The sequence below is a fragment of the Colwellia demingiae genome, from assembly GCF_007954275.1.
Lineage (GTDB): Bacteria > Pseudomonadota > Gammaproteobacteria > Enterobacterales > Alteromonadaceae > Colwellia > Colwellia demingiae.
Map to the genome: position 1 here is coordinate 371,802 of NZ_VOLT01000001.1, position 24,926 is coordinate 396,727.

General features: G+C 38.3%; 24 protein-coding genes and 1 riboswitch. Of the genes, 17 read left to right on the forward strand and 7 right to left on the reverse strand.

All coding sequences use genetic code 11. The features are described from left to right. Positions 1-234 precede the first annotated feature (234 nt). Positions 235-1,038: a hypothetical protein gene (locus ESZ36_RS01600; RefSeq protein WP_146782600.1), complete on the reverse strand. Its 804-nt coding sequence runs from the start codon at positions 1,036-1,038 to the stop codon at positions 235-237. 100 nt (positions 1,039-1,138) lie between these two features. Beyond that, a complete protein-coding gene (locus tag ESZ36_RS01605) occupies positions 1,139-2,002 on the reverse strand; it encodes an NAD(P)-dependent oxidoreductase (protein WP_146782603.1) in 864 nt (287 codons plus the stop codon). Positions 2,003-2,211: 209 nt separating this feature from the next. Here ESZ36_RS01605 and ESZ36_RS01610 point away from each other — a divergent pair, with 209 nt between their 5' ends. Further along, entirely contained in the window at positions 2,212-2,694 is a 483-nt protein-coding gene (locus ESZ36_RS01610; protein ID WP_146782606.1) for a glutathione peroxidase, read from the forward strand. A 3-nt stretch (positions 2,695-2,697) separates the two neighbouring features. Next, entirely contained in the window at positions 2,698-3,129 is a 432-nt protein-coding gene (locus ESZ36_RS01615) for a MarR family winged helix-turn-helix transcriptional regulator (protein ID WP_146782609.1), read from the forward strand. A 137-nt stretch (positions 3,130-3,266) separates the two neighbouring features. Here ESZ36_RS01615 and lysC read toward each other — a convergent pair whose 3' ends face one another. Then, the gene (lysC, locus tag ESZ36_RS01620; RefSeq protein ID WP_146782612.1) at positions 3,267-4,637 is read right to left on the reverse strand and encodes a lysine-sensitive aspartokinase 3; all 1,371 of its coding nucleotides are present in this window, start codon (positions 4,635-4,637) and stop codon (positions 3,267-3,269) included. A 149-nt stretch (positions 4,638-4,786) separates the two neighbouring features. Continuing rightward, positions 4,787-5,007: riboswitch (Lysine riboswitch) on the reverse strand. A gap of 358 nt (positions 5,008-5,365) precedes the next feature. Here lysC and ESZ36_RS01625 point away from each other — a divergent pair. Together ESZ36_RS01625 and ESZ36_RS01630 are read left to right on the forward strand one after the other, a co-directional pair. Further along, positions 5,366-6,973, forward strand: coding sequence for a BCCT family transporter (locus ESZ36_RS01625; protein ID WP_146782616.1), 1,608 nt, complete (start codon positions 5,366-5,368; stop codon positions 6,971-6,973). Positions 6,974-7,079: 106 nt separating this feature from the next. Then, on the forward strand, positions 7,080-7,844 hold the full coding sequence (locus ESZ36_RS01630; RefSeq protein WP_146782619.1) for an ElyC/SanA/YdcF family protein: 765 nt from the start codon (positions 7,080-7,082) through the stop codon (positions 7,842-7,844). Between the two features lie 84 nt (positions 7,845-7,928). Here ESZ36_RS01630 and ESZ36_RS01635 read toward each other — a convergent pair whose 3' ends face one another. Together ESZ36_RS01635 and ESZ36_RS01640 are read right to left on the reverse strand one after the other, a co-directional pair. Then, positions 7,929-8,687 (reverse strand): Nif3-like dinuclear metal center hexameric protein, encoded by a 759-nt coding sequence (locus ESZ36_RS01635; RefSeq protein WP_146782622.1) that lies wholly within the window; start codon positions 8,685-8,687, stop codon positions 7,929-7,931. A gap of 83 nt (positions 8,688-8,770) precedes the next feature. After that, on the reverse strand, positions 8,771-9,544 hold the full coding sequence (locus tag ESZ36_RS01640; RefSeq protein ID WP_146782625.1) for a class I SAM-dependent methyltransferase: 774 nt from the start codon (positions 9,542-9,544) through the stop codon (positions 8,771-8,773). A gap of 78 nt (positions 9,545-9,622) precedes the next feature. On the opposite strand from ESZ36_RS01640, the gene gloB reads away from it, so the two are divergent. Continuing rightward, the gene (gloB, locus tag ESZ36_RS01645; RefSeq protein ID WP_146782628.1) at positions 9,623-10,420 is read left to right on the forward strand and encodes a hydroxyacylglutathione hydrolase; all 798 of its coding nucleotides are present in this window, start codon (positions 9,623-9,625) and stop codon (positions 10,418-10,420) included. 248 nt (positions 10,421-10,668) lie between these two features. Next, positions 10,669-12,327 carry a lytic transglycosylase gene (locus ESZ36_RS01650; RefSeq protein ID WP_146782631.1) on the forward strand — a complete coding sequence of 553 codons (1,659 nt, stop codon included), beginning with the start codon at positions 10,669-10,671 and terminating at the stop codon, positions 12,325-12,327. 112 nt (positions 12,328-12,439) lie between these two features. Here ESZ36_RS01650 and ESZ36_RS01655 read toward each other — a convergent pair whose 3' ends face one another. Continuing rightward, positions 12,440-12,937 (reverse strand): hypothetical protein, encoded by a 498-nt coding sequence (locus tag ESZ36_RS01655; RefSeq protein WP_146782634.1) that lies wholly within the window; start codon positions 12,935-12,937, stop codon positions 12,440-12,442. A gap of 252 nt (positions 12,938-13,189) precedes the next feature. Here ESZ36_RS01655 and ESZ36_RS01660 point away from each other — a divergent pair, with 252 nt between their 5' ends. The 11 genes from ESZ36_RS01660 to uspE all read left to right on the forward strand — a co-directional run bounded on the left by ESZ36_RS01660 (position 13,190) and on the right by uspE (position 23,870). Continuing rightward, positions 13,190-13,975: a Crp/Fnr family transcriptional regulator gene (locus ESZ36_RS01660; protein WP_146782636.1), complete on the forward strand. Its 786-nt coding sequence runs from the start codon at positions 13,190-13,192 to the stop codon at positions 13,973-13,975. A 432-nt stretch (positions 13,976-14,407) separates the two neighbouring features. Further along, positions 14,408-15,832 (forward strand): cytochrome-c oxidase, cbb3-type subunit I, encoded by a 1,425-nt coding sequence (ccoN, locus tag ESZ36_RS01665; protein WP_146782638.1) that lies wholly within the window; start codon positions 14,408-14,410, stop codon positions 15,830-15,832. Between the two features lie 10 nt (positions 15,833-15,842). Continuing rightward, positions 15,843-16,487, forward strand: coding sequence for a cytochrome-c oxidase, cbb3-type subunit II (ccoO, locus tag ESZ36_RS01670; RefSeq protein ID WP_146782641.1), 645 nt, complete (start codon positions 15,843-15,845; stop codon positions 16,485-16,487). 10 nt (positions 16,488-16,497) lie between these two features. Then, on the forward strand, positions 16,498-16,704 hold the full coding sequence (locus ESZ36_RS01675; protein ID WP_011042817.1) for a cbb3-type cytochrome oxidase subunit 3: 207 nt from the start codon (positions 16,498-16,500) through the stop codon (positions 16,702-16,704). Beyond that, complete coding sequence (gene ccoP, locus ESZ36_RS01680) at positions 16,697-17,668, forward strand: cytochrome-c oxidase, cbb3-type subunit III (RefSeq protein WP_146782644.1); 972 nt, start codon at positions 16,697-16,699, stop codon at positions 17,666-17,668. The genes ESZ36_RS01675 and ccoP overlap by 8 nt, the downstream gene beginning before the upstream one ends. Before the next feature lie 208 nt (positions 17,669-17,876). After that, complete coding sequence (locus ESZ36_RS01685) at positions 17,877-18,371, forward strand: FixH family protein (protein WP_146782647.1); 495 nt, start codon at positions 17,877-17,879, stop codon at positions 18,369-18,371. Between the two features lie 92 nt (positions 18,372-18,463). Further along, positions 18,464-20,968, forward strand: a complete 2,505-nt coding sequence (locus tag ESZ36_RS01690) for a heavy metal translocating P-type ATPase (protein ID WP_146782651.1) — start codon at positions 18,464-18,466, stop codon at positions 20,966-20,968. An 81-nt stretch (positions 20,969-21,049) separates the two neighbouring features. Further along, positions 21,050-21,256: a cbb3-type cytochrome oxidase assembly protein CcoS gene (gene ccoS, locus ESZ36_RS01695; RefSeq protein ID WP_146782654.1), complete on the forward strand. Its 207-nt coding sequence runs from the start codon at positions 21,050-21,052 to the stop codon at positions 21,254-21,256. Beyond that, the gene (locus ESZ36_RS01700; RefSeq protein ID WP_146782657.1) at positions 21,253-22,002 is read left to right on the forward strand and encodes a sulfite exporter TauE/SafE family protein; all 750 of its coding nucleotides are present in this window, start codon (positions 21,253-21,255) and stop codon (positions 22,000-22,002) included. The genes ccoS and ESZ36_RS01700 overlap by 4 nt, the downstream gene beginning before the upstream one ends. Before the next feature lie 54 nt (positions 22,003-22,056). After that, entirely contained in the window at positions 22,057-22,776 is a 720-nt protein-coding gene (fnr, locus tag ESZ36_RS01705) for a fumarate/nitrate reduction transcriptional regulator Fnr (RefSeq protein WP_146782658.1), read from the forward strand. A 143-nt stretch (positions 22,777-22,919) separates the two neighbouring features. Beyond that, on the forward strand, positions 22,920-23,870 hold the full coding sequence (gene uspE, locus ESZ36_RS01710) for a universal stress protein UspE (RefSeq protein ID WP_146782661.1): 951 nt from the start codon (positions 22,920-22,922) through the stop codon (positions 23,868-23,870). Positions 23,871-23,929: 59 nt separating this feature from the next. Here uspE and ESZ36_RS01715 read toward each other — a convergent pair whose 3' ends face one another. Further along, positions 23,930-24,925, reverse strand: coding sequence for a 5-oxoprolinase subunit C family protein (locus ESZ36_RS01715; protein ID WP_146782664.1), 996 nt, complete (start codon positions 24,923-24,925; stop codon positions 23,930-23,932). Position 24,926: the final 1 nt, after the last annotated feature.

The window sequence follows — 24,926 nt, forward strand, 5'->3', positions numbered from 1 at the left end:
TAAATTACGCGCTACCTTATAATCAGTCTCGACCAATCTCAATCAGAAAACACGCTAAACGATATGACTTATCACGTTACTAATATTCATACAAAACGCAATAACACTCCCCCTACCGTGCTCCCTTAGACTGCTTGCTTAGACTGCCCTCTTAAAGTACCTGATAAAATAATATCGCTATCAACTACCCAATAAAAATACCAATATCGGCGTAATTTTACACTTAATATTTTATTAAAAAGCACAGGAAACATGTGCGGCAACAGTCTGAGACGCAATTTGCCCTAGTAATGCCTGCTCAGGTTCAGTTCCGGGCAATTGTGAAATATAAGGTAATGTATCTGCTGTTTGACCACTAATGACTTGATACAGCACTAAAGCACTAAGTAAAGCACCTAACTCTGTTGCATGATTCCCGTCAACTTGGTAAAGATCTAACTCAGGCTCAATAGCTAAAATTTTATTCCAAGTCAATCCTATTGGAGCAATACAACTAGACTCTTCATCGGCAATATCAACATGTATACTGTGAACATAATCGGCCTCTTGAGGATTCCCTCGTTGCGGATGTTCAGGAAAGAGGATTGGCGTAGCTCCTTTCTTCTTCGCACGTTGAATCCATGTTCTTGTCGCTTCAGTTGAGTAGAGTACGGACTGGCTTTGAGAGTATTTCTGTCCTTGTAAAATAATATGAGACCATGGTCTTGCCTCAACTAAATCGATCAAACTTTCTTTATTGACGATTACATCTAGAAAAGCCCCTACGCGTGTATCAATACTTATCTCTTTTTCTTTGAGACCATTTTGAAAAATAATAGCCAATAACTTTTGTATTGACTGAACGTGGCTATTGCCAATAACGAGTATTTGATACGAGTCGAGTGATCTATTATCTGGAATTGCCAAGTTTTCAGACACAATAACAGACTCTGGTACTTTAGCATCGAGGTTCACCATTGCTTTTGGTGAACCTTCACTACCACTGCCGCAAGCAGAAAGCAGCAATAATAATGATAAGGTGAATAAATTTAATTTCATCTTTCCCTCGATAGAAAATTTATAAGAGATAATACCCAAGTCGCTTGAAAATTGGTACTTAAGCTAACTTGGGTATACAAATCAATTAGTTAGTTGAGTACTACTTCTTAAAGCGAGAAATAAGACTTGATGTATCCCAACGGCTCCCGCCATTCTCTTGTATCTCTTTATAATACCCATCAAGTTGCTTAGTTACCGTTAAATCAGCACCTAACTTTTCAGCTTCTTCAAAAGCGATTGCAAGATCTTTTCTTACCCAATCAACGGCAAAACCAAAGTCGAACTCACGTGCACACATCGTTTTACCACGATTATCCATTTGCCAAGAGCCTGCCGCGCCTTTGCCTATAGTATCAAGTAACTTGTCAGTATCTAATCCTGCTTTTTGGGCAAAGTTCAAACCTTCAGCCAAACCTTGTACTGTATTGACAAAACAAATCTGATTTACCATTTTAGCTAATTGTCCTGAGCCAACAGGCCCCATTATTTGACTAAAACGAGCGAATGCAGCCATAACAGGCTCTGCTTTAGCAAAAGTAGTTTCATCGCCGCCTACCATTACCGTCAGCACACCATTTATCGCACCTGCTTGGCCACCTGAAACGGGTGCATCTAAAAAGTGTTGACCATTTTTATCAGCAATTGCACCAAGCTCAACAGCAAGTTCTGCAGAAGCCGTGGTATGGTCGACAAAAATACTTCCTTTAGGCAGTCCCGCAAAAATCCCTTCGTCACCTAATGATACTTGTCTGACATCATCATCGTTACCGACACAGGCAAAAACAATGTCACAACCCTTTGCGGCTAGCGCAGGCGTTGTTGCAATATCGCCATCAAACTCTTTTTGCCAAGCTAAAGCTTTATCATTGTTACGGTTATATACACAAACTTGATGACCTGCTTTGGTCAAGTGTCCTGCCATTGGGTAACCCATAACGCCAAGACCAATAAATGCTACTTTCATATTCCAACCTTTTAAGTCGTTAAGTTATTCATTAATTTAATGCGATCAGTCTACTTCAGTTTTTTATTTTGCTCTAGCATCTTTTCAATACATCAATTTTACACTACAATCACTAAATTAGTTGTACACAACTAAATTGCAAGTAACTTAGTTGATGACAGTATAATCATCCTAGATAGCTTTACATTTACTTCAAAGGAAAAATTAAGATGAGTAATATTTATCAGTTTACCGTTCAGAATAATAAAGAAGAAACGATTGAATTAAATCAGTTTACCGATAAAGTATTACTTATTGTTAATACAGCGAGTAACTGTGGTTTCACTCCACAATATCAAGGTTTACAATCACTACATGATTCATTTCAAGCAAAAGGTTTTGAAGTATTGGCTTTTCCTTGTAATCAATTTAAGCAACAAGAAAGTGGCAACAATGAAGAAATACAACAGTTTTGCGATTTACACTTCAATATAAAATTTCCTTTGTTTGATAAAATTGACGTCAACGGAAGTGATGCTCACCCTCTTTTTAGTTTCTTAAAACAAGAAGCTCCTGGAATTCTTGGCTCTAAATCTATTAAATGGAATTTCACAAAGTTTTTAGTTAATCGTCAAGGTGAAGTCGTTAAACGTTATGCTCCCACAACAAAACCAGAAGCGATTACAGCCGATATAGAAAAGTTATTGGTATAATAGATGAGTGATAATTTACTACTAGAAAAACAGTTATGTTTTCGGCTTTATAGTTTGAACAAACTAATGTGTCGACTTTACGCGCCCGTTTTAAAAGAGCTAGCATTAACCTATCCACAATATCTGGCTATGCTCGTTCTATGGCAAAACACAGCAGGAATTTCGGTTAAAGACTTAGGTAATCAACTTGATTTGGATTCAGGCACACTTTCTCCTTTACTAAAGCGCATGGAATCACAAGGATTACTAACTCGAATTAGGCAATCTACAGATGAGCGGGTAGTTATCATCAAATTAACTAAAAAAGGAATTGGGTTACAACAAAGCGCGGAGCATATTCCAGGAGAAATGTTTGCAGTAACTGGCTTAACACCGGATAAGTTACAGCACTTAAATCAAGAGCTCGATCAGCTCATTGCTAATATCAGTGACTAATAGCTAAAACTCTCAGAAAAAAAAGAATGAAGCTTTTCTCATTCTTTTTTATAACAATGACTTTAACAGTGCTTTAGCCTTTAGGTAAAACGTATCAAGCACTGTGTCTTAAAACCTCTATATTAAGAGGACTAAGTTTAAGAAAACAAGGTGTTATGTAATTTCTCAACCACATAGTTTGCCTCATCTTCATTCACTAAAAAGCATAAGTTATTGGCACTAGCGCCATGACAAATTAAACGGATATTCACATCATTAATCGTTTCAAAGATGCTTTGGCCAATGCCTTTAGCACAAGTTAAACCATTACCTATAACAGCAACTAGCGATAACCCATGCTCAACACTTACTTCACATAGCTGCTCTAATTCTGCAACCACAGCATTAGTAATTAATGATTGCGTTGAACCACTTGGATTGTCGAAGGTTAAGGCAACACTAATTTCACTAGTGGTGATCAAATCAATGCTCAATTCATGTTTAGCTAGTACGCCAAAAACTTTAGCTAAGAAGCCACTAGCATGCAACATGGCTGGGCTTTTTACCGTCACCAAAGTTTGTTCACGTCTCAACGCAATTGAACGATAGGTTGGGTTAGACTCAACTTTTTGTTTGATTTGCGTGCCGCCCTTTTCTGGCTCTTTACTTGAGCCGACAAAAACAGGAATATTCTGGCGCATTGCAGGAATCAATGTCGCGGGGTGTAATATTTTTGCGCCAAAGGTGGCCATTTCGGCTGCTTCGCCAAAACTAATCTCTTTAATCGCACGCGCTTGATCAGTAATACGTGGGTCAGTGGTAAATATACCTACAACATCAGTCCAAATAGATAAATTATTGCCATTTAATGACTCAGCAAGTAACGCAGCTGAATAATCAGATCCGCCTCGACCTAGCGTCGTTGTGTGCCCTTGGCTATCTTGACCAATAAACCCCTGGGTGACAATTACTTTATCTCTCAGCTTAGGTGCCAGTAATTGAGTGCTTTGCTGACTTAATTGCTCAAGATCTACTACCGCTTTGCCATATAAGCTATTGGTTTTCATCACTTGCTGAACATTAAAATATTCACCCGGAATATCAACAGATTGTAAAACTTGAGCGAAAATACGCGAGCTGAATTGCTCACCAAAGGCAAGAATTGCATCCCCTGTCTTAGTCGAGTATTGTAATAATTGAGTTAATGCATGCTGAGTTAGTTCATCAAGTAAGTTATTTATTTCTTGATTAAGCTGTGCTTCAACATCGCTTGATAAATGCTGAGTTATATTGACTTGAATAGCACGGATATTTTCAACAATATCCTTTTGCTCGATTACAGATACATTTTTTTGACTTAAACGAACGAGAAGGTTTGTCACGCCTGAGCTAGCTGAAACAACCACTAAGCGATTACTGCTATCATTTTTAATAATATTGGCACAACGTAACATGGCTTGGTAATCGGCAACGCTAGTACCGCCAAACTTGGCTACAGTTAAAGATGATGTTGATTGAACTGAATTCACAAATTTCTCCCATAAAAAAACTAGTTATTTACTGCGCTCTTTGCTGAGTAAATTAACTATTGGAAGAGCATGACTGAGTAGTTAACGAGTGATGTATTTTGCATGTTATAAGGGGATATAATTTTAAACAGCAAATAAACGAAAATTTTTCAGCCAGAAGCTCTCCACCTATTATTTAATGCTTAATGATACCTAATTAGTTAGGTATCATTTAACAAATACGTCAGGTGACAGCCATAAGGATTCAACCTTAGTGACCGAGTATTTAAATCCACACTTATATACTCTCGGCGATAACTTCCCTCAAAAACGGTATTTGGAATGTGGTTCCTCTCGTTTTCTACCTAAGTTTCGCACCTCTTCTGGTACATTATACTTTAGAGTATTGACCCTAAACCACAATGCGAAATCATTAGACCCGATTTAACCTTACATTGCAACAGGCTATTAGTCAGTTTTTGCAAGTTTTTTGCCGTTATTATTCACTTTGTTAGGCACCTTTCTAGGTAATTCATTACATATTACTTATCTACTTAAGGTAAAAAAACTTGTTAAGTAGTTACTTTATAAAAGCATTGTCGAGAGCTAAGGTCATATTTTACTCACTTAGGTCTTTGGTTTATTTACTGAATAAACTCTGCAAAGGGGGAAATTATTAGGTAAACACTGTACAGTAACAATGTGTATACAAAGCCCTTTTTATTCAAAACTACTTACAGGAAGCAATAATGAGCAAAAACAAAGAAGATACAGATAAAGATAAGGAGCTTGTTGTTGAAAAGTCCGTTTACCGATCTGACCACGTGATTGGAGAGAATAACGTAGAAATAATGGGCATGGACTTACATAATCCTGTGTTCTTTTTCTCATCTACACTTATTGTTGTATTTGTTCTATTAACCCTACTATTCCCTGAATTAGCCAAACAATCATTCGATGCATCAAAAAGCTGGTCTATCGACCATTTTGACTGGCTATTCATTGTTAGCGGTAACCTTTTTGTCCTTTTTTGTTTAGCGTTGGTTGTTTCACCTTTTGGTAAAATCCGACTCGGTGGTACTGAAGCAAAACCAGACTTTAGCAAATTGTCTTGGTTTTCTATGCTATTTTCTGCCGGAATGGGCATAGGTTTAATGTTTTGGAGTGTTGCAGAGCCTGTTGGTTACTTCACTAATTGGTATGGAACGCCCCTAAATACGGTTGCCGGTACTCCCGAGGCAGCTAAAATGGCGATGGCGGCAACAATGTATCACTGGGGATTACACCCATGGGCCATCTATGCCGTTGTAGGTTTGTCTTTAGCTTTCTTCACTTTTAACTGCAACATGCCATTAACCATCCGCTCTTCTTTTTACCCATTATTAGGCGAACGCGTTTGGGGCTGGCCGGGCAATGTCATTGATATTACCGCGGTATTAGCTACTATTTTTGGTCTCGCTACCTCTTTAGGTTTTGGGGCACAACAAGCGGCTGGAGGTTTAAGCTTCCTATTCGATATACCCAATACCATAAACACTCAGATTGCCATTATATTTGGTGTTACCATGGTCGCCATATTCTCAGTGACTCGAGGCTTAGATGGCGGGGTTAAACTATTAAGTAATATCAATATGTCACTTGCGGTTGTATTAATGTTATTTGTTATTATTACGGGTTCTACTGTAGTGATTATTAATGGTGTTGGCACAACGTTACTTGCCTATGCCGAAAATATTATTCCGTTAAGTAACTGGATTGGTCGTGAAGACGAAACATTCTATCATGGATGGACTGTATTTTATTGGGCTTGGTGGGTTTCTTGGTCACCGTTTGTAGGTATGTTCATCGCAAGGATCTCTCGTGGTAGAACAGTACGTGAATTCATATTAGCAGTATTATTTGTTCCTACTTTACTTACATCAGTATGGATGGCGACCTTTGGCGGCATGGGTCTTGAGCAAGTACAAAATGGTGTAGGTCAATTAGCTCAAGGCATTGGTGATAGTTCGTTAGCACTATTTCAAATGTTAGAGAATTTGCCTTTAAGCAATGTTACTTCTTTCTTGGCGATTGTCTTGGTATTGATTTTCTTTGTCACCTCATCAGATTCAGGCTCTTTAGTCATAGATAGTATTACCGCTGGTGGTAAAGTAGATGTGCCGGTACCACAAAGAATATTCTGGGCAGCTATCGAAGGTGTTATTGCTGCTGCATTATTATTTGGTGGTGGCAAAGATGCACTGGGTGCTTTGCAAGCTGCAGCCATAACAGTAGGTTTACCTTTTACCGTACTATTAATTGTTATGTGTTTCGGTTTATTCTTGGGATTAAAAAGAGAGTATAAAAAACTAAGTTAAGACAACTTAGCTTTCTCCCAACAAAGTCTAATTTAGCTAAGCAGCCTAGTGCAATACTTGATATAGTAAATAGATATCAATGCTCTAGGTAACTTAGCTGAATCATATGGATTTATTTCTTCTTAAAAAGATCATCACTGTATTGATCATGCCCATCAATATAGTGCTGTTATTACTTATTTTTTCCCTCGTTGTTCATCGTACAAAGCCTAACCAAAGTATTAAGAGCCTATCAACTGCTATAGTCATTCTACTTATCAGCGCCTTCGCACCTTTTTCAGATACGGTTATGACCGCTATTGAAAATGATTACCCGCCTTATGTTAAAACAAACGTGTCTGTCGATTACATAGTGGTATTAGGTTGCGGCCATAATACCAACGCTGAGTTGCCAGTAACTAGCCAACTAAAAACTTGTTCGTTACAACGAATGGTTGAAGCCCTACGTATTTATCAACTACATCCAGAAGCCAGAATAATCACCTCAGGTTACGGCGAATATAATCCTGTATCTAATGCGGAAACGGTAAAGCAATCATTGGTACTTTTAGGCGTTCCGGCGCAAAAAATTATTACTGAAAATTTTCCAAAGGATACTGAAGAAGAAGCACAACTCATTGCGCCGCGGGTACAAGGTACCCAAGTGATACTGGTGACAAATGCTGACCATATGCCGCGTTCTATCAATTACTTCCAGGCAGAAGGAATATACCCTATTGCTGCACCAACCGGCTATTGGGTAAAGAATCCAGAAAGTAGTAAAAGCTGGGGGCATTACATACCTAATAGTAAGAAGTTAGAACAAACCACTATTGCTTGGTATGAGAGTTTAGGGCTGATAGTGCAATGGTTTAAATCACTCTTCAGCTGATTTTTATAGTTTAAATTACTTGAATCAATAAAGCAGATTCAAGTAATTAACGAACGTAATTTGTCTTCGCTTATACCTTAATTTTTAAACGGGGTTATCTATATCAACAAATATTACGTCGAGTCCATGCTTTTCTGCTAAATGCTCTCCTAAGGCTTTTATCCCATAACGCTCAGTAGCATGATGGCCAGCAGCAAAAAAGTGTATATCCATTTCATGGGCTATATGAGTCGTTTGTTCTGATACTTCTCCGGTTAAAAACGCATCTATGCCCTGCTCTGCAGCAAGTTCAATATAACCTTGACCGCCGCCAGAACACCAAGCGATAGTTTTTATTGGTTTATTGCTAGGTGCTGCGATATGTAAACATTCTCGCTCAAGCGTACTATTAATCAACTGGGTAAAACTTTCACCACTACAGGGCTGCTCAAAACCCCCTTTCATCGCAACACTTAATGGATTGCCAACTTCTAGTGGTTCTACATCGACAATATTAAATAACTTAGCTAACTGTGCGTTGTTACCCAGTGTAGGGTGAATATCTAAGGGTAAGTGATAAGCAAATAAATTAATGTCGTTTACCAATAGTGCCTTAATACGGTCATGCTTCATGCCACGAATAACGTAAGATTCATTTTTCCAAAAATAACCGTGATGTACCAGTATGGCATCAGCTTGCTCTGCTATTGCTTTATCAATTAAGGCTTTTGAAGCAGTGACTCCTGTCACTATTTTTTTTATCTCATCACATCCTTGTATTTGTAAGCCATTAGGGGTGAAGTCTTTTATTTGTTGTGGTTTTAACAATTCAGTTAAATAGCTTTCTAATTCATTACTATGCATGGTTGGGTTACTTTTTAATAATGTTGATAATAAAGGGGACGATATAGTTTTCAGGCAACAGACACTATCTTTCTAGTGGGAATTTATCTCTTTTGTTGCCCTTTTTTAGTGTCCATTAGCTCTCGATGTGTACTTAGACTAGGAACTTTTACGGGCCGGAACCCAGATCGAATCTGCCATTTTGGTTTAATTGGTGTTAATGGTAATACTCTTTTTTTCGCGACAATCACATAAACAGAACCTAAAGCAGGCAGGTAGTTTTTTGCCAACTTGTGCCATCTTTGTTCTAAGCTGTCAGTGCTGACCTTGCCCGTTAAGCTACTATGTAAACAACGTTGGTCAGCTAAAATTTCAAAACCCATTAAATGTAGCCAATCTTTGATTCTCATCGGCGAGAAGAAATGTTCATTCCAAGGTGTTTTGCTTCGTCTATACGGTAATAAACGATTTAACCCAACAAGGCTTAGTGGATTAAATCCGGTTAAAACTAAGTAACCATTAGGAATCAAAACTCTATTAGCTTCACGGACCACATGATGAGGATCAAGGGAAAACTCCAATGCATGACTTAACAAACAAACATCAACACTATGCTCTTGCAAAGGTAAATCATCAATATCTCCAACTACATTAGCTAAGCCATTCTTAATGCTAATACTTACTTGATGATTAATAGTGCAGTCAGGTATCTCAATTTCACTACTTAATGCACCAAGCTTAATTAAATGATAACCAAAAAACTTTTGCCACCAAGGAGCCAGCTCTTGCTCTATTGCCTTTTTAATTACCTCTCCATTAGGCAATGCCTGCCATGAGCTAGGGTAATGTGGCTGTCGAAAAGCTAACGCAGGTTTCATAGAGTCTTCTTTTAGGCGTATAATGATGTTAAGTATATTCTTATTCAAGTATATAACGAACTACAGGTAAAATCTCATATGACTAACTCTCACCAAATTGTTACTGCAATTAAAGCGTTTAATGATAATTACATTTGGGCTATATCTAGCGAAAACAAGGATAAAATTGCACTAGTCGATCCTGGTGATGCTGTAGTATGCATAGAGTACCTGCAGGAAAACAATTTGGCGTTATCTGCCATTTTGATCACCCACTATCACAAAGATCATGTTGGTGGTATTGAAAAACTCCTTGAGTATTCCAAAGATAAAGCTTGGCCTGTAACTGTTTACGGGCCAGCTACTGAAAATATTGCCCAACTCGATATCACACTTAAAGAAAACGATACCGTTGACTTAACGGATCTTAATTGTCAGTTTACTGTGCTCGACTTACCGGGTCATACCAAGGGTCATATTGCTTACTATAACGAAAAGATGGTTTTTTGTGGGGACACATTATTCTCAGGTGGTTGTGGTCGTTTGTTCGAAGGGACTCCTCAGCAAATGCATCACTCTCTGACTAAGCTTTCAAACTTAGCAGCGGATACGCTAATTTATTGTGCTCATGAATATACCCAAGCGAACTTAGCCTTTGCTTTAGCGGTAGAGCCTAATAATATTGACCTGCATAACTATGCAGAGCAAGTAAACGTAAAGCGTCAACAAAACCAAGCAACTATTCCAAGTAATATAGCGCTAGAACTGCAGATAAATCCTTTTCTACGTTGCCATGAACACTCTATTAAACTTGCTGCACAAACTTATAGTAAACAAACTCAAGGTAATGATAGTGAAGTTTTTTCAGCGATTAGGGCGTGGAAGGATAATTTTTAAACCTTCAATTAATAAGGCTTAGATGGGCATTATGATTTTTATAAGGGCCTCCAAATGGATATAAGTTGTTATAAAAGTAGTAGAAATTATCCTGAACAGACTGCCAAAGCTGATTATTCTCTTGTACCTATATCTTGCTTCTAAGCCGCTACATTATTGCTAACTAGCCAATAAATTAGTCCGATTGGTATTAAACATGCTAATCTGCTCAATTATTTTTAATTCCTGCTGATTTTAACTGGTTATTCATGAAGTATTTATTATTACCCGTTGTAGTTCTTTTAGCCGGCTGTCAAAGCCTATCCCAAAGTGATGGTAATGCCATTACTGACAATTCAGATTCGCAAGTTGAAACTGCTCATCCAGTTGAGATTAATCAAGCGTTATTAGCAGATGAAAGCATTGACGTTATCCATCCTGTTGCTGATGTTGACTTCTCTTTAAATAATACCTTAAAAGATCAAAAAGCTATTGATGAGAATAATATTTGGCCACGCATTCGTAGCCAATTAACGTTTGATATTCCAAATCAAAAACGTCTTGTCTCTCAGAGAAACTGGTATGTAAAGCACCCTAGTTACCTTAAACGTGTTGCTAAACGTGCCGAGCCTTTCCTCTATTACATTGTTCAAGAGTTAGAAAAGAATGACATGCCTATCGAGCTGGCTTTCTTACCTATTGTAGAAAGTGCTTTTGACCCCTTTGCTTATTCGCATGGTCGCGCTTCAGGTATGTGGCAATTCGTGCCGGGTACAGGCGAGCGCTTTGGTATGAAGCAGAACTGGTGGTATGACGGCAGACGTGATGTCGTTGCTTCAACCGAAGGCGCTATTCAATACCTAAAATATTTGCACAAGTTTTTCGATGGCGATTGGATGCTCGCATTAGCGGCATATAATTCTGGCGAAGGTCGCGTTAGAAAAGCCGTGAGAAAGAACAAACGTCTAGGTAAACCGACCGATTTTTGGTCGCTTGATTTACCAAAAGAAACACGTGCTTATGTGCCAAAACTATTAGCCTTGGCTGATATTGTAAAGCGCCCTGAAGACTTTAATTTATCACTTTATTCAATCGATAATAAAAGTGTCTTAAGCCAAGTAGATATTAAGTCACAGCTCGATTTAGCTAAAGCTGCAACATTAGCAGGCTTATCATTAGCTGAATTACAGCGTTTAAACCCTGGTTTCAACCGCTGGGCTACTGATCCTGACGGCCCTCACCGTTTATTATTGCCTTCTCATAGTGTGGCAAAGTTTGAGCTAGGCCTGAATAAGCTGAGTAAAAAAGATCGACTCGCTTGGCAGCGCTATAAAATTAAAAGCGGTGACAACTTAGGCCTTATTGCTAATAAATTTAATACGCGTGTTGATTTGATACAACAAGTGAATAACATTAAAGGTAATCAGATACGTGCTGGAAAACACTTACTTATTCCTGTCGCGGCTAAATCATTAGATAGTTATGTTTTCTCACAAGAACAACGTATTGCTAAAAAACAAAATAGACCACAAAAGGGTCGCAAGCTTGTTCACACCGTTAAATCTGGTGATAATTTATGGGACATTGGACGTAAATATAAAGTAAATAGCAAAAGTATTGCTAAATGGAATGGTTTTGCCCCAAGAGATACCTTAAAACTCGGTCAAAAATTAGTGATTTGGCAAAAAAGTAATACCAAATCAAATAAGTCGAACTATGCCAACAGTAAAACGGGTAATCGTGTCGAAAACGCCATAATGCGAAATATTACTTATAAAGTACTACGTGGAGACTCTTTCGCTCGCATAGCCGATAAGTTTAATGTTCGTATTAGTGATATTGAACGTTGGAATAATCTTGATAGAAAGAAGTACTTACAGCCAGGTCAGCGATTAAAGCTTTCTGTAGACGTAACTAATAATATTTAAGATCTAGTGCTTACTTTCATTTAGCTAGGTCTAGCAAGTTGAGACATTTAAAAAAAGCGAGCCTCGAGGCTCGCTTTTTTATTGTCTTTTTGCCTGCCGAGTAAAATAAACGTTATAAGCGCTGGCTGGTAAAGTCGACAAAAAATGTTTGAGTTTTATCTTTTAATTCTACCGTTATCCACAAACGCCACACCATTTGTTCTTCACTGCAATTTGCCAATAAGCTTTGTGCTAAATAAACATTATCTTTTTCAGTAGGCTCAAAAAATACCGGTACCTTACCCATAAACATATCTCTGCCCTCGAGATAAGCAGATACTTTAGTAATACTCTTTATAGGACTTTGCTGAGAAGTTGGTGTTAGCTCAATAAAAAATGGTAGCTCAGTTTTAACCTTGTCCAATAACTTATGCTGAGAAAATTTAACATTAAAGTTGGCAAACTCTGTATTGATTTCACATTGACTCTGACTATCAATACATTGTGCAACTAGGGCACTAGCAATATTTTCAGAGCTCTTTTCACTTACTGGTTTACAGCCACTAATGAATAATAAACAACCAACAAGAGGAAGCCACTTTAATACGTTATTAAACCTATTATTACACACTGAAAAACCTACCTTTTGCTGCAAAGTTGTTATTATCCACTAACGCCAGTAAACTAGCTACCCTAAGTCTTAGTTAACTAATATCATTAAAACGAACTAAATGAGCTTTATAAATAGTTTAAATATCTAATAACATTGTTGCGATCAATAGCCAGCTATTACTCAATTAAGCGCCTTGTTCTTGAAAATTTACTCACCTTAAAGTTTGAACCATCAGTTAATTTAATTGATATAACATACTCGTTGTAAGTAATGACCCTATCTAGTAAAACGACAAAGAAAAATGCTACACAGCATAAGCATCCACGATACGTTGACTGTGATAACTGCTCGATGCAAGCCATCTGTCAGCCGATTGGCTCTGATAATCAGGCTATTGATTTAACCAATAACTATCTAACTAGACGTGTTGAAGTTAGCACTGAACAAAGTTCATCACTGCCGCTAAATCAATCAACAGATGCTATATTATTTGAACAAGCTAAGCCACTAACCGCTATATTCGCAGTATGTTCAGGGACCTTCAAGTTATGTCAGAAAAATGATGAGGGCGTTGAAAGAATTGTTGGTTTTAGGTTTCCTGGTGAACTGATGGCTGAAGATGCTTTATTTTTAGAAACTTATAACTACAGTGCAGTTGCCTTAGGTGATAACTCAGTTTGTGAGGTTTTTGTAGACTCGCTTTCTGCCTGTTCCCAATTAGCACCAGAATTACAGCAAAACTTAATTCAGTTACTAACGAAACAAAGCTACGAACAGCAACGTAATGCTCAAGCGATAACGGGTAAAAAATCTGCTGATTGCTTATTGGCTGCATTTTTACTCAATATTTGCCAGCGTAATGCTAAACATTCAGGCAATGAAACAACAATAGAGTTAACTATCAGTCGTCAGGATATTGCCTGCTTCTTAGGTATGCGTCGTGAAACCTTAAGCCGATTATTGTCGAAATTCCAACATGAACAACTAATTAGCCTCAATGGAAAACAATTAACCTTATTATCCCTAAACCATTTAAAGCAGCTTTCAAATCAATAGAGTTCATAGAGAAAACAGCTAAATAATTCTGTTATTTAATTCTGTCAAAAAGTCTCTAAGTAAGGTGCCCTCTATCTCTGGTAATATTTATCAACGGAAAAAAAGTTAAAGTTGATAAATCATTGCTAACTCATTGAGTTACTTTTATCTTTTTATTGCTCAATTAATATCCACAAGCAATTTAAGGGCAATTCTCTTTTATTGATCTACATCAAATTTAAACGCGCATAGTTGTTGATTTATATCCTTGCCAAAGGGTAAAATTGCTGGGATTTAGACACATTTGCTTACACGGATGTGACATATATCACAGCTCATAGAGCAAACACACAGAGTTAGTATGAATTGTGTCCTATATCTAAGGCTTTTCATGTTTAGGTATTACAGCAAGAAATACTTTCTGATTAATAATAACACTGCGGAATCCTTAACATGACCACAAGTAATACGTCAGCAGTAGACTACAACTTCGATGTTGTACGTCAGTTTACTGTAATGACTGTAATCTGGGGAATCGTAGGTACACTAGTAGGTGTACTTATCGCGGCACAATTAATTTGGCCTGCGTTAAATTTTGATACACCTTGGTTAACCTACTCCCGTCTTCGTCCACTTCATACTAATGCTGTAATTTTTGCTTTTGGTACAAGTGCTTTATTTGCCACGTCTTATTACGTTGTGCAACGTACCTGTCAAACGCGTCTATTTGGCGGTAAATTAGCAGCCTTTACCTTTTGGGGCTGGCAAGCTGTTATCGTTGCAGCGGCTATCTCGTTACCTTTAGGTTATACCTCTACTAAAGAATACGCAGAGCTAGAATGGCCAATCGACATTCTTATTGCTGTTGTTTGGGTTTCGTACGCCATCGTCTTCTTTGGTACCTTAGTTAAACGTAAAACCTCGCATATTTACGTAGCTAACTGGTTCTTTGGTGGCTTTATCGTTACCGTTGCTGTGTTGCATATCGGTAACTCAATGGTTATACCTGTTTCGGCAATGAAATCATACTCACTATATTCTGGCGCTATAGATGCCATGATGCAGTGGTGGTATGGACATAATGCCGTTGGTTTCTTATTAACAGCTGGTTTCTTAGGTATGATGTATTACTTCGTACCAAAACAAGCTGAACGTCCTGTATATTCTTACCGTTTATCTATTGTTCATTTCTGGGCATTGATTTCTTTATACATTTGGGCTGGCCCTCATCACTTACATTACACTGCACTTCCTGATTGGGCTCAGTCAGTTGGTATGGTAATGTCTATCGTGTTATTCCTTCCTTCATGGGGTGGTATGATCAACGGTATCATGACGCTTTCTGGCGCATGGCATAAACTTCGTAGTGATCCTATTTTACGTTTCTTAATTGTTTCATTATCTTTCTACGGTATGTCTACCTTTGAAGGCCCTATGATGGCAATAAAATCAGTTAATGCTTTATCTCATTACACTGACTGGACTGTTGGTCACGTACATTCTGGTGCTCTAGGTTGGGTTGCTATGGTTTCAATTGGTGCAATGTACCACTTAATCCCAATCTTATTTAACCAAGGTCGTATGTATAGCATGCGTCTTATCAACATTCATTTCTGGTTACACACAGCAGGTATTGTTCTTTATATCGTAGCTATGTGGATTTCTGGTGTAATGCAAGGGTTAATGTGGAGAGCTGTAAATAGCGACGGTACATTAACATATAGCTTTGTTGAGAGTTTAACTGCTTCTTATCCATTCTATTTTATCCGCTTCATAGGTGGTGTATTAGTGGTAACTGGCTTCTTATTAATGGCTTACAACATGTTTAAAACAATTGGTGCTAAAGACAATAGTCTTAAGCCTCTTGAAGTAGCTTAAGGAGAGCCATATGAAAAATTCACATGAAAAAGTTGAAAAGAACGTTGGCTTATTCTTCCTCTTTACTGTCTTTGCGATCAGCATCGGTGGTTTAGTAGAAATTACGCCATTGTTCTTTCAAAAAGAATTAGCGACGCCAGTTGATAACTTAAAACCTTACACTGCCCTGCAAATGGAAGGTCGTGATATCTACATCCGTGAAGGTTGTAGTAACTGTCACAGTCAAATGATTCGTCCATTTCGTGCAGAAACAGAGCGTTACGGTCACTACAGTGTTGCGGGCGAAAGTGTTTGGGAACATCCATTTTTATGGGGTTCTAAGCGTACTGGTCCTGATCTAGCACGTGTTGGCGGTCGTTATAGTGATGATTGGCATATTGCCCATTTAACAGATCCTCGTTCAGTTGTGCCAGAGTCAAACATGCCTGCTTATAGCTGGTTGAACACTGATACACTTGATGGTGAGTTAACGGGTAGGAAGCTAGCAACATTTAACTTCTTAACACGTAACCGTAGTCATAAAGACGAAAACGGCAATGCAATTCCGCTTTATACTCAAGAAGAAATTGACGGCGCTAAAGATGCTGTAAAAGGTAAAACTGAAATGAGTGCCTTGATTGCCTATTTGCAATCACTTGGCCACGCATTGAAGTAAGCTGAGCATCATGGATTACGGAACACTTAGAGGGTTTTTTGCCCTCCTTATATTGGCGTTGTTTATTATCATCGTTGTATGGTCCTATTCAAAAAAGCGTAAAGACTCATTTGATGATGTCGCAAACTCTATTTTTGAAGAAGACAAATTAGATACAGCAGATAAAACGCGTCATCCCGATAAAGAAAGCAAACAGGAGACGAATAATAATGTCTAGCTTCTGGAATATATGGGTTTGGGTTCTTACCCTTGGCTCGTTAGTAGGGTGTTTTTTACTACTACGTATGTGCTTAAAGAACTTTGCAGGCGTTAAAGAAGGCGAATCAATGGGTCATACGTTTGACGGCATTGAAGAGTTAAACAATCCTTTACCAAAATGGTGGAGCACGTTTTTCTTATTAACTATCGTTTGGGCATTTGGTTATATCGCACTTTATGGTTTAGGTAACTGGACTGGTCTTTTAGGCTGGAAAAGCTCTAACCAAGGCATTTTAAACCTTGCGGAATCAAAAGCTAAAACATTAGAGTATTTAGATAAAGACTCTGGTGTATTAGTTCAATATGACCGTGAAGTTGCCGCTGCTGATGCTAAATTTGGCCCTATCTTTGAAGCTTACGCTGCGCGTAGCATTGAAGATTTGGCTACTGATGGCGAGGCATTAAAAGTGGGTCAGCGTTTGTTCATCCAAAACTGTTCACAATGTCATGGCTCTGATGCTCACGGTACTACTGGCTTCCCTAACCTAACTGATAAAGACTGGTTATATGGCGGCACACCTGCTGTGATTAAAGAGACGATTATGAATGGTCGTATTGCATCAGGCATGATGGCTTGGGAAGGCGCATTAGGCGGCGACCAAGGTGTTAAAGAAGTTGCAGCTTATGTTATTAGCTTAAGTGGTCGCTCAGTTGACCCTGAATTAGCGAAAGCGGGTAAAGCTAAATTTGCTTTATGTGCTGCTTGTCATGGTCCTGATGGACAAGGTAGCTTAGCATTAGGTATGCCTATGGGCGCGCCAAACTTAACCGATAATACTTGGTTATATGGCGGTTCAAAACGTGCAATTGAAGAGTCTATCCGTAATGGTCGTGCTGGTGTTATGCCACCATGGAAAGATATTCTTGGTGAAGAAAAAGTTCACCTAATTAGTGCTTATGTTTATAGTCTTTCTCAAGATTAATTAATCATAATACTACTATTGAGCGGCTTAGTTCAGTCTTTGTCATTCATGACAGATTGAGCTATCCCTCAACATGAATATAAAACCCTTGTTACACTTTGTAACCAAGGGTTTTTTTATGTCTTTTAAATAGTACAAAAGTAGATGCCAGTTGAGAATAAATGTATAATCCCACTCCATATTCTACTGTCAACGTAAGTACTTTTTTATGAAAGATTCTTGGTACCGTGAGCCTTGGGCTTGGTTAGTTTTTATTCTTCCTTTTACCGCTGTTGTAGCGGGTATTGCTACTTATATTATTGCTAATACTAACCCTGATACGTTAGTGGTTGGCGATTATTATAAAAAAGGAAAATCCATTAACCTAGAAGTAGGTAAAGTAAAAACAGCCCAGAAGTTGGGGATGCGTTTTGCCCTTCAATTAAAGGATAATGAGTTAATAATAAAACCAACGGGTATTGAAAAAGTTTTCCCCCTACTTAATGTCAGTTTTTTTCACCCTACACTTGAAGAAAAAGATTTTTATTTAGCATTAACTCCTGATGGCAATGGCTATTTCAGACACCGCTTTGATCAAGAGATTAGTGGTAAATGGAAACTTACCTTGACCTCTTTTAAAGACAACTGGAAAATACAAGATACTATTAACTTGCCACAAAGTGAATTTATCGATTTGATCCCTAACCCGATAAAAGCACAATAAGTTATACCGTTTAAATAAATTAGCAGCATTCTAATCACTATGGTGACATCCATAAATTTACCATAGTGACTCCCAGCCCTAAGAAAGTAACCATGACCAGCAAATGTTTTCATTGTAATGAAGCCGTTCCCCGTGGAATTAACCTGTCGGTTGAAATCAACCAAATTCAACAACCTATGTGCTGTATTGGTTGCCAAGCAGTAGCGCAGACTATCGTTGATAATGGCCTAACTCAATATTATTCGGTAAGAACAGAGCCTGCTCATAAAGGCCAATCCCTAATACCCGAACAATTACAAAAAAATAAATTACTTGATGAAGCGGTCTTACAGAGCGAATTCATTTATCAAGACAATGATTGCAAAGAAGCCATACTGACTATTGATGGCATCAGTTGCGCGGCTTGTGCATGGCTTATCGAAATGCAATTGGAGAAGCTGAAAGGTTTAATCAAGATAAACGTTAATGCGACTAGCCAAAGAGCAACGGTGAGATGGCAAGATGATGCGGTAAAACTCAGTGAGATATTGCAGGCTATTGAGCATATTGGTTATCAAGCACTGCCTTTTAAAGCCAACGAAGCAGAATTAAGAAATAAAAAGCAAAGCAAAGCCTTTATCAAACGTCTAGGTATCAGTGGCATCTTAATGATGCAAATCATGATGATAGCCTTTGGCCTTTACTTTGGTGCCTTCTCTGAAATGGCTGAGCACAATAAAGTATACCTTCGCTGGGTTAGTTTCATCTTAACAATCCCTATTATTTTTTATGGTGCCTTGCCCTTTTATACTGGCGCGATAAAAGCGATAAAAGCAAAACGTTTATCCATGGATGTTCCCGTCTCTATTGCCATCCTTTTAGCTTTCAGTGCAAGTGCTTGGGCAACAATTACTCAGCAAGGTGAGGTGTATTTTGAGTCTGTCTCCATGTTCACCTTTTTACTGCTCATTGGTAAGTTCTTAGAATTTAGAGCCCGATCACATGCAGCACAAGTCTCTGCCAACTTATTAAAATTAATGCCGATGACGGCAACTAAAGTCATTGTGACTAGCGATAGTATTGGCACAGAAGCACAAAGCGGTAATTTACAAGGTACTGACTCACAAACTCACGCAACCCAAACTAAAACGGCTCAAACTAAAGAAATATTGGTTGCCGCTAAACAACTCATCCTTGGGGATGTTGTTATCATTAAACCAGGTGAAGTGGTACCTGCTGATGGCGTCATCACTGCTGGGCTAAGCCAACTCAATGAAGCCATGCTATCCGGCGAACAATTACCGATTAATAAAATAGTCAATGATAATGTCTTTGCGGGTACTATCAATGGGGACGGTAATATTACCGTGCAAGTAAAACAAGCAACAAACCAATCATTTTTAAGCCAACTTATTCGCTTAAGTGAACAAGCTCAAGCGCACAAACCTAAAATAGCAAAATTATCAGATAAGATTGCCCAGTATTTTGTTGCCCTAATTTTATTAACTTCCATAGCTACGGCTATTTATTGGCATCAGCATATGCCAGAAGAAGCTTTTTGGATCACCCTCTCTGTCCTTGTAGCGACCTGCCCTTGTGCACTTTCATTAGCAACACCTACCGCCTTAACTTGTGCAACCACACATTTAAATAGAGCAGGTATAATGATCAAAGGTGGTCATGTTATGGAGACCATGCCGAAAATAAACTGTTTTGCTTTTGATAAAACAGGCACCTTAACCACGGGCGAATTTACCATAGACAGGGTTGAGTTAGTCGATAACGACTTACGCTACAACCAAGAGCAGATTCTTGCCATTGCCGCAGCGTTAGAGAGCCATTCAGAGCATCCAATTGCTAAGCCATTTGCCGAACATAGAGATTACAACTTAACTGCACAGCAAGTTAAAGTGCATTCTGGACAAGGTGTTACCGGTACCATTAATACTATTGATTATGCCATTGGTAAATACACTTGGTTAGCAGATAGTTTTTCTTTCGAACACGGCCAAGCACAAATGTTGAGTGGTGCTAGCTGTATATTAATGGCAAATAAACAAATTATTGCAGCATTTTATCTCATTGATAAGATTCGTGATGAGGCTTTTGAAGCGATATCTATCCTTAATAAGCAAAATAAAACGTTATTGTTATCTGGCGATAGTCAAATCGCTTGTGACAATATTACTCAAGCATTACCCATTGATACAGTATGGGGCGGCCTGAGTGCCCAAGATAAAATGCAGCAAATAAAACAAGCCCAAGTACAAGGTTATAAAGTAGCGATGACCGGTGACGGCGTCAATGACTCGCCAGTATTTGGCGCTGCCCATATTTCTATTGCAATGGGCTGTGGTGCAGATATCACTAAAAGTGGTGCAGATGTTATTTTGCTCAATAATAAACTGAGCAGCATCGATACTTTGATAAAAGTCGCTCACCGAACCCGTCGAATAATTTTACAAAATTACTTATGGGCTTTTGGTTATAATGCTATTGTATTACCGTTAGCTGTGGCTGGTTATATAACGCCTTACATGGCTGTTATTGGCATGTCAGCTAGCTCCATTTTAGTTATTACCAACTCATTACGTTTACTGAAGAAACAAGCTAAATAGTCAACTAAGCAATGAGTTAAAAGTACAGTGCTTCTCTACAGACAAACTTAACAAGCGAACCAACTTAGTCATGAGTAAAATATGAGTATTATTTATATCCTAATTCCTATAGCCATATTATTAACGGCTTTGGGCATTTACCTATTTTTCTGGGCAGTTAAAACTGAGCAATTTGAAGACCTAGAAAAGCAAGGCATGAGTATTCTTTTTGATGATGAACAACAAAACAAAGTCACCGAGGAAAAGGAAGAAATAGAAGAGTCTAAAAAAAGCTCAGATAACCAATGAGTTTAGATGTATTTTCCGCCTTTATCATCGGCTTACTTGGCTCTGGTCATTGCTTAGCCATGTGTGGTGGCATTACGACCCTATTGACTTCAGCTATTAATAAACCGTCAAGTTTACCAACTACTAAAGAAAGCCTGCAGGGCGACATTCCTGTCAACGTAACCTCAACACCGTCAAGTTGCTCGCCCCAAGCTTCCCGTTTGAATTTAGTCTTCTTATATCATGTTGGACGCATTGCTAGTTATTGTTTAATTGGCGCAATTGTAGGTTTCACCGGCTCTATCGCAGCTAAAAATGTAGGTTTACCCATTGCAGGGTTACGCCTAGTTGCGGCACTTTTTCTTATTCTATTGGGTCTTTATATAGGTCAGTGGCTTTTATGGTTAAATAAGATTGAATCCTTGGGCAAAGGTTTATGGCGCTATTTATCACCTCTAGCTAAACATGTCATCCCAGTAGATACCCCTAAAAAAGCATTGGGTTTAGGAGCTTTGTGGGGTTGGTTACCCTGTGGTTTGGTATATTCGACTCTGACTTGGGCGCTTGCCAGTGGAAGTAGTTTAACTGGCGCAACTATTATGTTTTTTTTCGGATTAGGTACTTTACCTGCCTTAATAGCATTATCCCTTGGAATCGATAGCATAAAAAACCTACTAGTCAATAAAGTCTTTCGAAAAATGATGGCTATTTCGCTTATTACCTACGGTATCTACAGTTTTGTTGTTGCATATCAAGTAATGTTCTAATAACATATACTTGTCTTAAAGTTAGCCTAAATAGCTACGTCACAGAGTAATATCATGCAAAATAAAAGTTGTCCTACGATACAACATATCAGCTGTCAAAACTGTAGCATTAGCGAGCTATGTTTGCCTTTCTCTTTAAATGATAAAGAACTTGATTCTCTTGACGATATTATTGACCGTAAACGGCCTATTCACAAAGGTGATAAAATTTTTCATGATGGCCAAGAAATGCATGCTTTATATGCAATTCGTTCAGGTACCTTTAAAACATTTACTGTTAATGAACAAGGCGAAGAGCAAATTACTGGTTTTCATTTAGCTGGTGACTTACTTGGTTTTGATGCTATTGCTGAAAGTCAACATCCTAGCTTTGCCCAAGCACTTGAAACATCAATGGTCTGTGAAATTCCTTATACAAACCTAGATGAGTTATCTAATACCATGCCTAAGCTTAAAAAGCAGGTATTACGATTAATGAGTCATGAAATTAAAACTGATCAAGAAATGTTAACTTTGCTAAATAGAAAAAATGCAGAGCAACGTGTTGCAACTTTCTTGGTGAGCTTAAGTGAGCGATACCATGCCCGTGGTTTATCATCAACAGAGTTTCGCTTAACTATGACTCGAAGTGATATTGGTAATTATATTGGCTTAACTGTTGAAACCATTAGTCGTTTATTAAATCGCTTCCACAAAAGTGGCTTAATTAAAGTAGATGGTAAATTAATTTCGATTATCGATATCGACAAACTTTGTGATACTGCTGCCCTATAGTTTTTCTGCCTTCCTGTTGTAGGTTTATTATCGCCCAAAGATAATGACCCTATAACAAAATAAACTTGATTTAAAACAAGCATTAATTCGTCAACTTTGCTATAAATAAACTAACGTTATTATTTAGTTTGCTAGAGGTTGCCATGGACATGTATCAAAATATCCTTGTTGTGATAGATCCAACAACAGATGAACAAAAAGCCCTTAAAAGAGTCATTGATCTCGCATCAAGAATTAATACTGCCGCTCCAGATCAGCAAATAAGTATCACTGCTTTTTTTAGTATTTTTGATTTTTCTTATGAAATGACCACTATCTTATCCAGTGGCGAGCGCGACACCATGCGCCAAATGGTTATTAAAGAAAAACAAAAATGGCTAGATGACATCATTTCTGTAAGTAATAGCCCAATAGCTATTACCAGCAAAGTTGTTTGGCATAATCGCCCTTTTGAAGCCATTATCAACCAAGTCATCGAGCATAAGTATGATTTAGTGGTTAAAGGCACCCACCAACATGATAAATTTAAATCAGTAGTATTCACGCCAACCGATTGGCACATTTTGAGAAAGTGCCCTTGTCCTGTATTACTTGTTAAAGAACATGAATGGCCTCAACAAGGCAATATTTTAGCCGCTGTTAATGTCGGTAGTGATGAAGCTGAGCACCTCTCTTTAAATGAAGCAATTACCAAGCAAGCAAAAAACATTGCGAAATTAATCACAGCTAATGTGCACTTAGTTAATTCTTTCCCTGGCACACCGGTAAATATTGCCATTGAAATCCCTGAGTTTGACGCTAGTGAATATAATAGTGCAATGCAGGCACATCATAAGGAAGCTATGAGCAAGCATGCTAATAGCTTTGATATCCCGTTAGGTAATACTTATGTTGAAGAGGGGTTACCAGAAGCAGTTATTGAACAAGCAGCCTTAAAGATTGATGCTGAATTAGTTATTTTAGGTACCATTGGTCGTACTGGTATTTCCGCAGCGCTTATTGGTAACACTGCTGAACATGTCATTGACCAATTAGACTGTGATGTATTAGCGTTAAAACCTGAAGGCTATATATCGCCACTTGATGTTCAGTAGCAATTAACTTTATTTACCTAACCAACGCCTAACCTCAACTCTCGTTGTAAAAGTTGAGGTTAGGAATAACTAATGAGCTTCGTTTGTGTTAATCGTCTCAAATTAAGATGAAACATATTATCAGCTTGTGACATAGAAATTGGCTCAAAGCGTACTTTATCACCTTGGCGTAACTGTGAAAGTTTAGCGCAATCTTGTGAGATAACGGCACCAATTTTAGGGTAGCCACCAATAGTCTGTCGATCATTAAGTAAAACTATTGGCTGACCATCTGCTGGTACTTGCACAGCACCATAACAAATTCCTTCCGATAAAATACCATCAACATCAGCCTTTATCGCACGACCTTGTAAACGATAACCCATCCGATCCCAATGTTTACTAATTTGATATTCACTTGAGAAAAGCAATCTTTTTTCTATATTTGAAAAGTGTGCTTGCTGATAACTTAACACCGTATGTAATAATACTTCATTAGCATACTGTGGTTGCTCATGTTCAGGTAACATAAGTTTTTTTAGTTTATTAGCCGATTTAGACACTGCTTGGCAAGGTAAGATATCATTATCGACTAGCTTATCGCCACGGATGCCACCTACCGACTCTCGACATACCGTCGCTGTGCTACCAAAACTTGGCTTTATATCAAAACCTCCAACTACCGCTAAATAACAACGAACGCCAAGCGGAGTAAACCCTAAACTTATAGTATCTCCTGCTTTAACCAGAAAGCTTCGCCATAGCGCTTTAGGTTGACCATTAATGGACAACGGCATAGGCGCACCTGTAACAGCGATAACACAATCAACTTGTGCTGTTAGCTCCAAGCCACCCAAACTAATCTCGATGGCCGTTGAATTTGGCTCATTACCACATAATTTATTCGCCCAATAAAAAGCAAGCGAGTCAGCCGGTCCGCCATTGGTTAACCCTAAATTAAAGGCACCATAACGGCCAGCATCTTGAATTAGACTTAATACGCCAGCATTGGTAACAACAAATCCTAGCTCGTGAGCATGCTCTTCACTGCAAGCAATGCTCGTTAGTTTGCTCATA

Bases quoted from the DNA above. Each gene is read 5' to 3' on its own strand.
- ESZ36_RS01600 (WP_146782600.1), bottom strand. From the start codon at position 1,038: ATGAAATTAAATTTATTCACCTTATCATTATTATTGCTGCTTTCTGCT.
- ESZ36_RS01605 (WP_146782603.1), bottom strand. From the start codon at position 2,002: ATGAAAGTAGCATTTATTGGTCTTGGCGTTATGGGTTACCCAATGGCA.
- ESZ36_RS01610 (WP_146782606.1), top strand. From the start codon at position 2,212: ATGAGTAATATTTATCAGTTTACCGTTCAGAATAATAAAGAAGAAACG.
- ESZ36_RS01615 (WP_146782609.1), top strand. From the start codon at position 2,698: ATGAGTGATAATTTACTACTAGAAAAACAGTTATGTTTTCGGCTTTAT.
- ESZ36_RS01625 (WP_146782616.1), top strand. From the start codon at position 5,366: ATGAGCAAAAACAAAGAAGATACAGATAAAGATAAGGAGCTTGTTGTT.
- ESZ36_RS01630 (WP_146782619.1), top strand. From the start codon at position 7,080: ATGGATTTATTTCTTCTTAAAAAGATCATCACTGTATTGATCATGCCC.
- ESZ36_RS01635 (WP_146782622.1), bottom strand. From the start codon at position 8,687: ATGCATAGTAATGAATTAGAAAGCTATTTAACTGAATTGTTAAAACCA.
- ESZ36_RS01640 (WP_146782625.1), bottom strand. From the start codon at position 9,544: ATGAAACCTGCGTTAGCTTTTCGACAGCCACATTACCCTAGCTCATGG.
- gloB (WP_146782628.1), top strand. From the start codon at position 9,623: ATGACTAACTCTCACCAAATTGTTACTGCAATTAAAGCGTTTAATGAT.
- ESZ36_RS01650 (WP_146782631.1), top strand. From the start codon at position 10,669: ATGAAGTATTTATTATTACCCGTTGTAGTTCTTTTAGCCGGCTGTCAA.
- ESZ36_RS01660 (WP_146782636.1), top strand. From the start codon at position 13,190: ATGACCCTATCTAGTAAAACGACAAAGAAAAATGCTACACAGCATAAG.
- ccoN (WP_146782638.1), top strand. From the start codon at position 14,408: ATGACCACAAGTAATACGTCAGCAGTAGACTACAACTTCGATGTTGTA.
- ccoO (WP_146782641.1), top strand. From the start codon at position 15,843: ATGAAAAATTCACATGAAAAAGTTGAAAAGAACGTTGGCTTATTCTTC.
- ESZ36_RS01675 (WP_011042817.1), top strand. From the start codon at position 16,498: ATGGATTACGGAACACTTAGAGGGTTTTTTGCCCTCCTTATATTGGCG.
- ccoP (WP_146782644.1), top strand. From the start codon at position 16,697: ATGTCTAGCTTCTGGAATATATGGGTTTGGGTTCTTACCCTTGGCTCG.
- ESZ36_RS01685 (WP_146782647.1), top strand. From the start codon at position 17,877: ATGAAAGATTCTTGGTACCGTGAGCCTTGGGCTTGGTTAGTTTTTATT.
- ESZ36_RS01690 (WP_146782651.1), top strand. From the start codon at position 18,464: ATGACCAGCAAATGTTTTCATTGTAATGAAGCCGTTCCCCGTGGAATT.
- ccoS (WP_146782654.1), top strand. From the start codon at position 21,050: ATGAGTATTATTTATATCCTAATTCCTATAGCCATATTATTAACGGCT.
- ESZ36_RS01700 (WP_146782657.1), top strand. From the start codon at position 21,253: ATGAGTTTAGATGTATTTTCCGCCTTTATCATCGGCTTACTTGGCTCT.
- fnr (WP_146782658.1), top strand. From the start codon at position 22,057: ATGCAAAATAAAAGTTGTCCTACGATACAACATATCAGCTGTCAAAAC.
- uspE (WP_146782661.1), top strand. From the start codon at position 22,920: ATGGACATGTATCAAAATATCCTTGTTGTGATAGATCCAACAACAGAT.
- ESZ36_RS01715 (WP_146782664.1), bottom strand. From the start codon at position 24,925: ATGAGCAAACTAACGAGCATTGCTTGCAGTGAAGAGCATGCTCACGAG.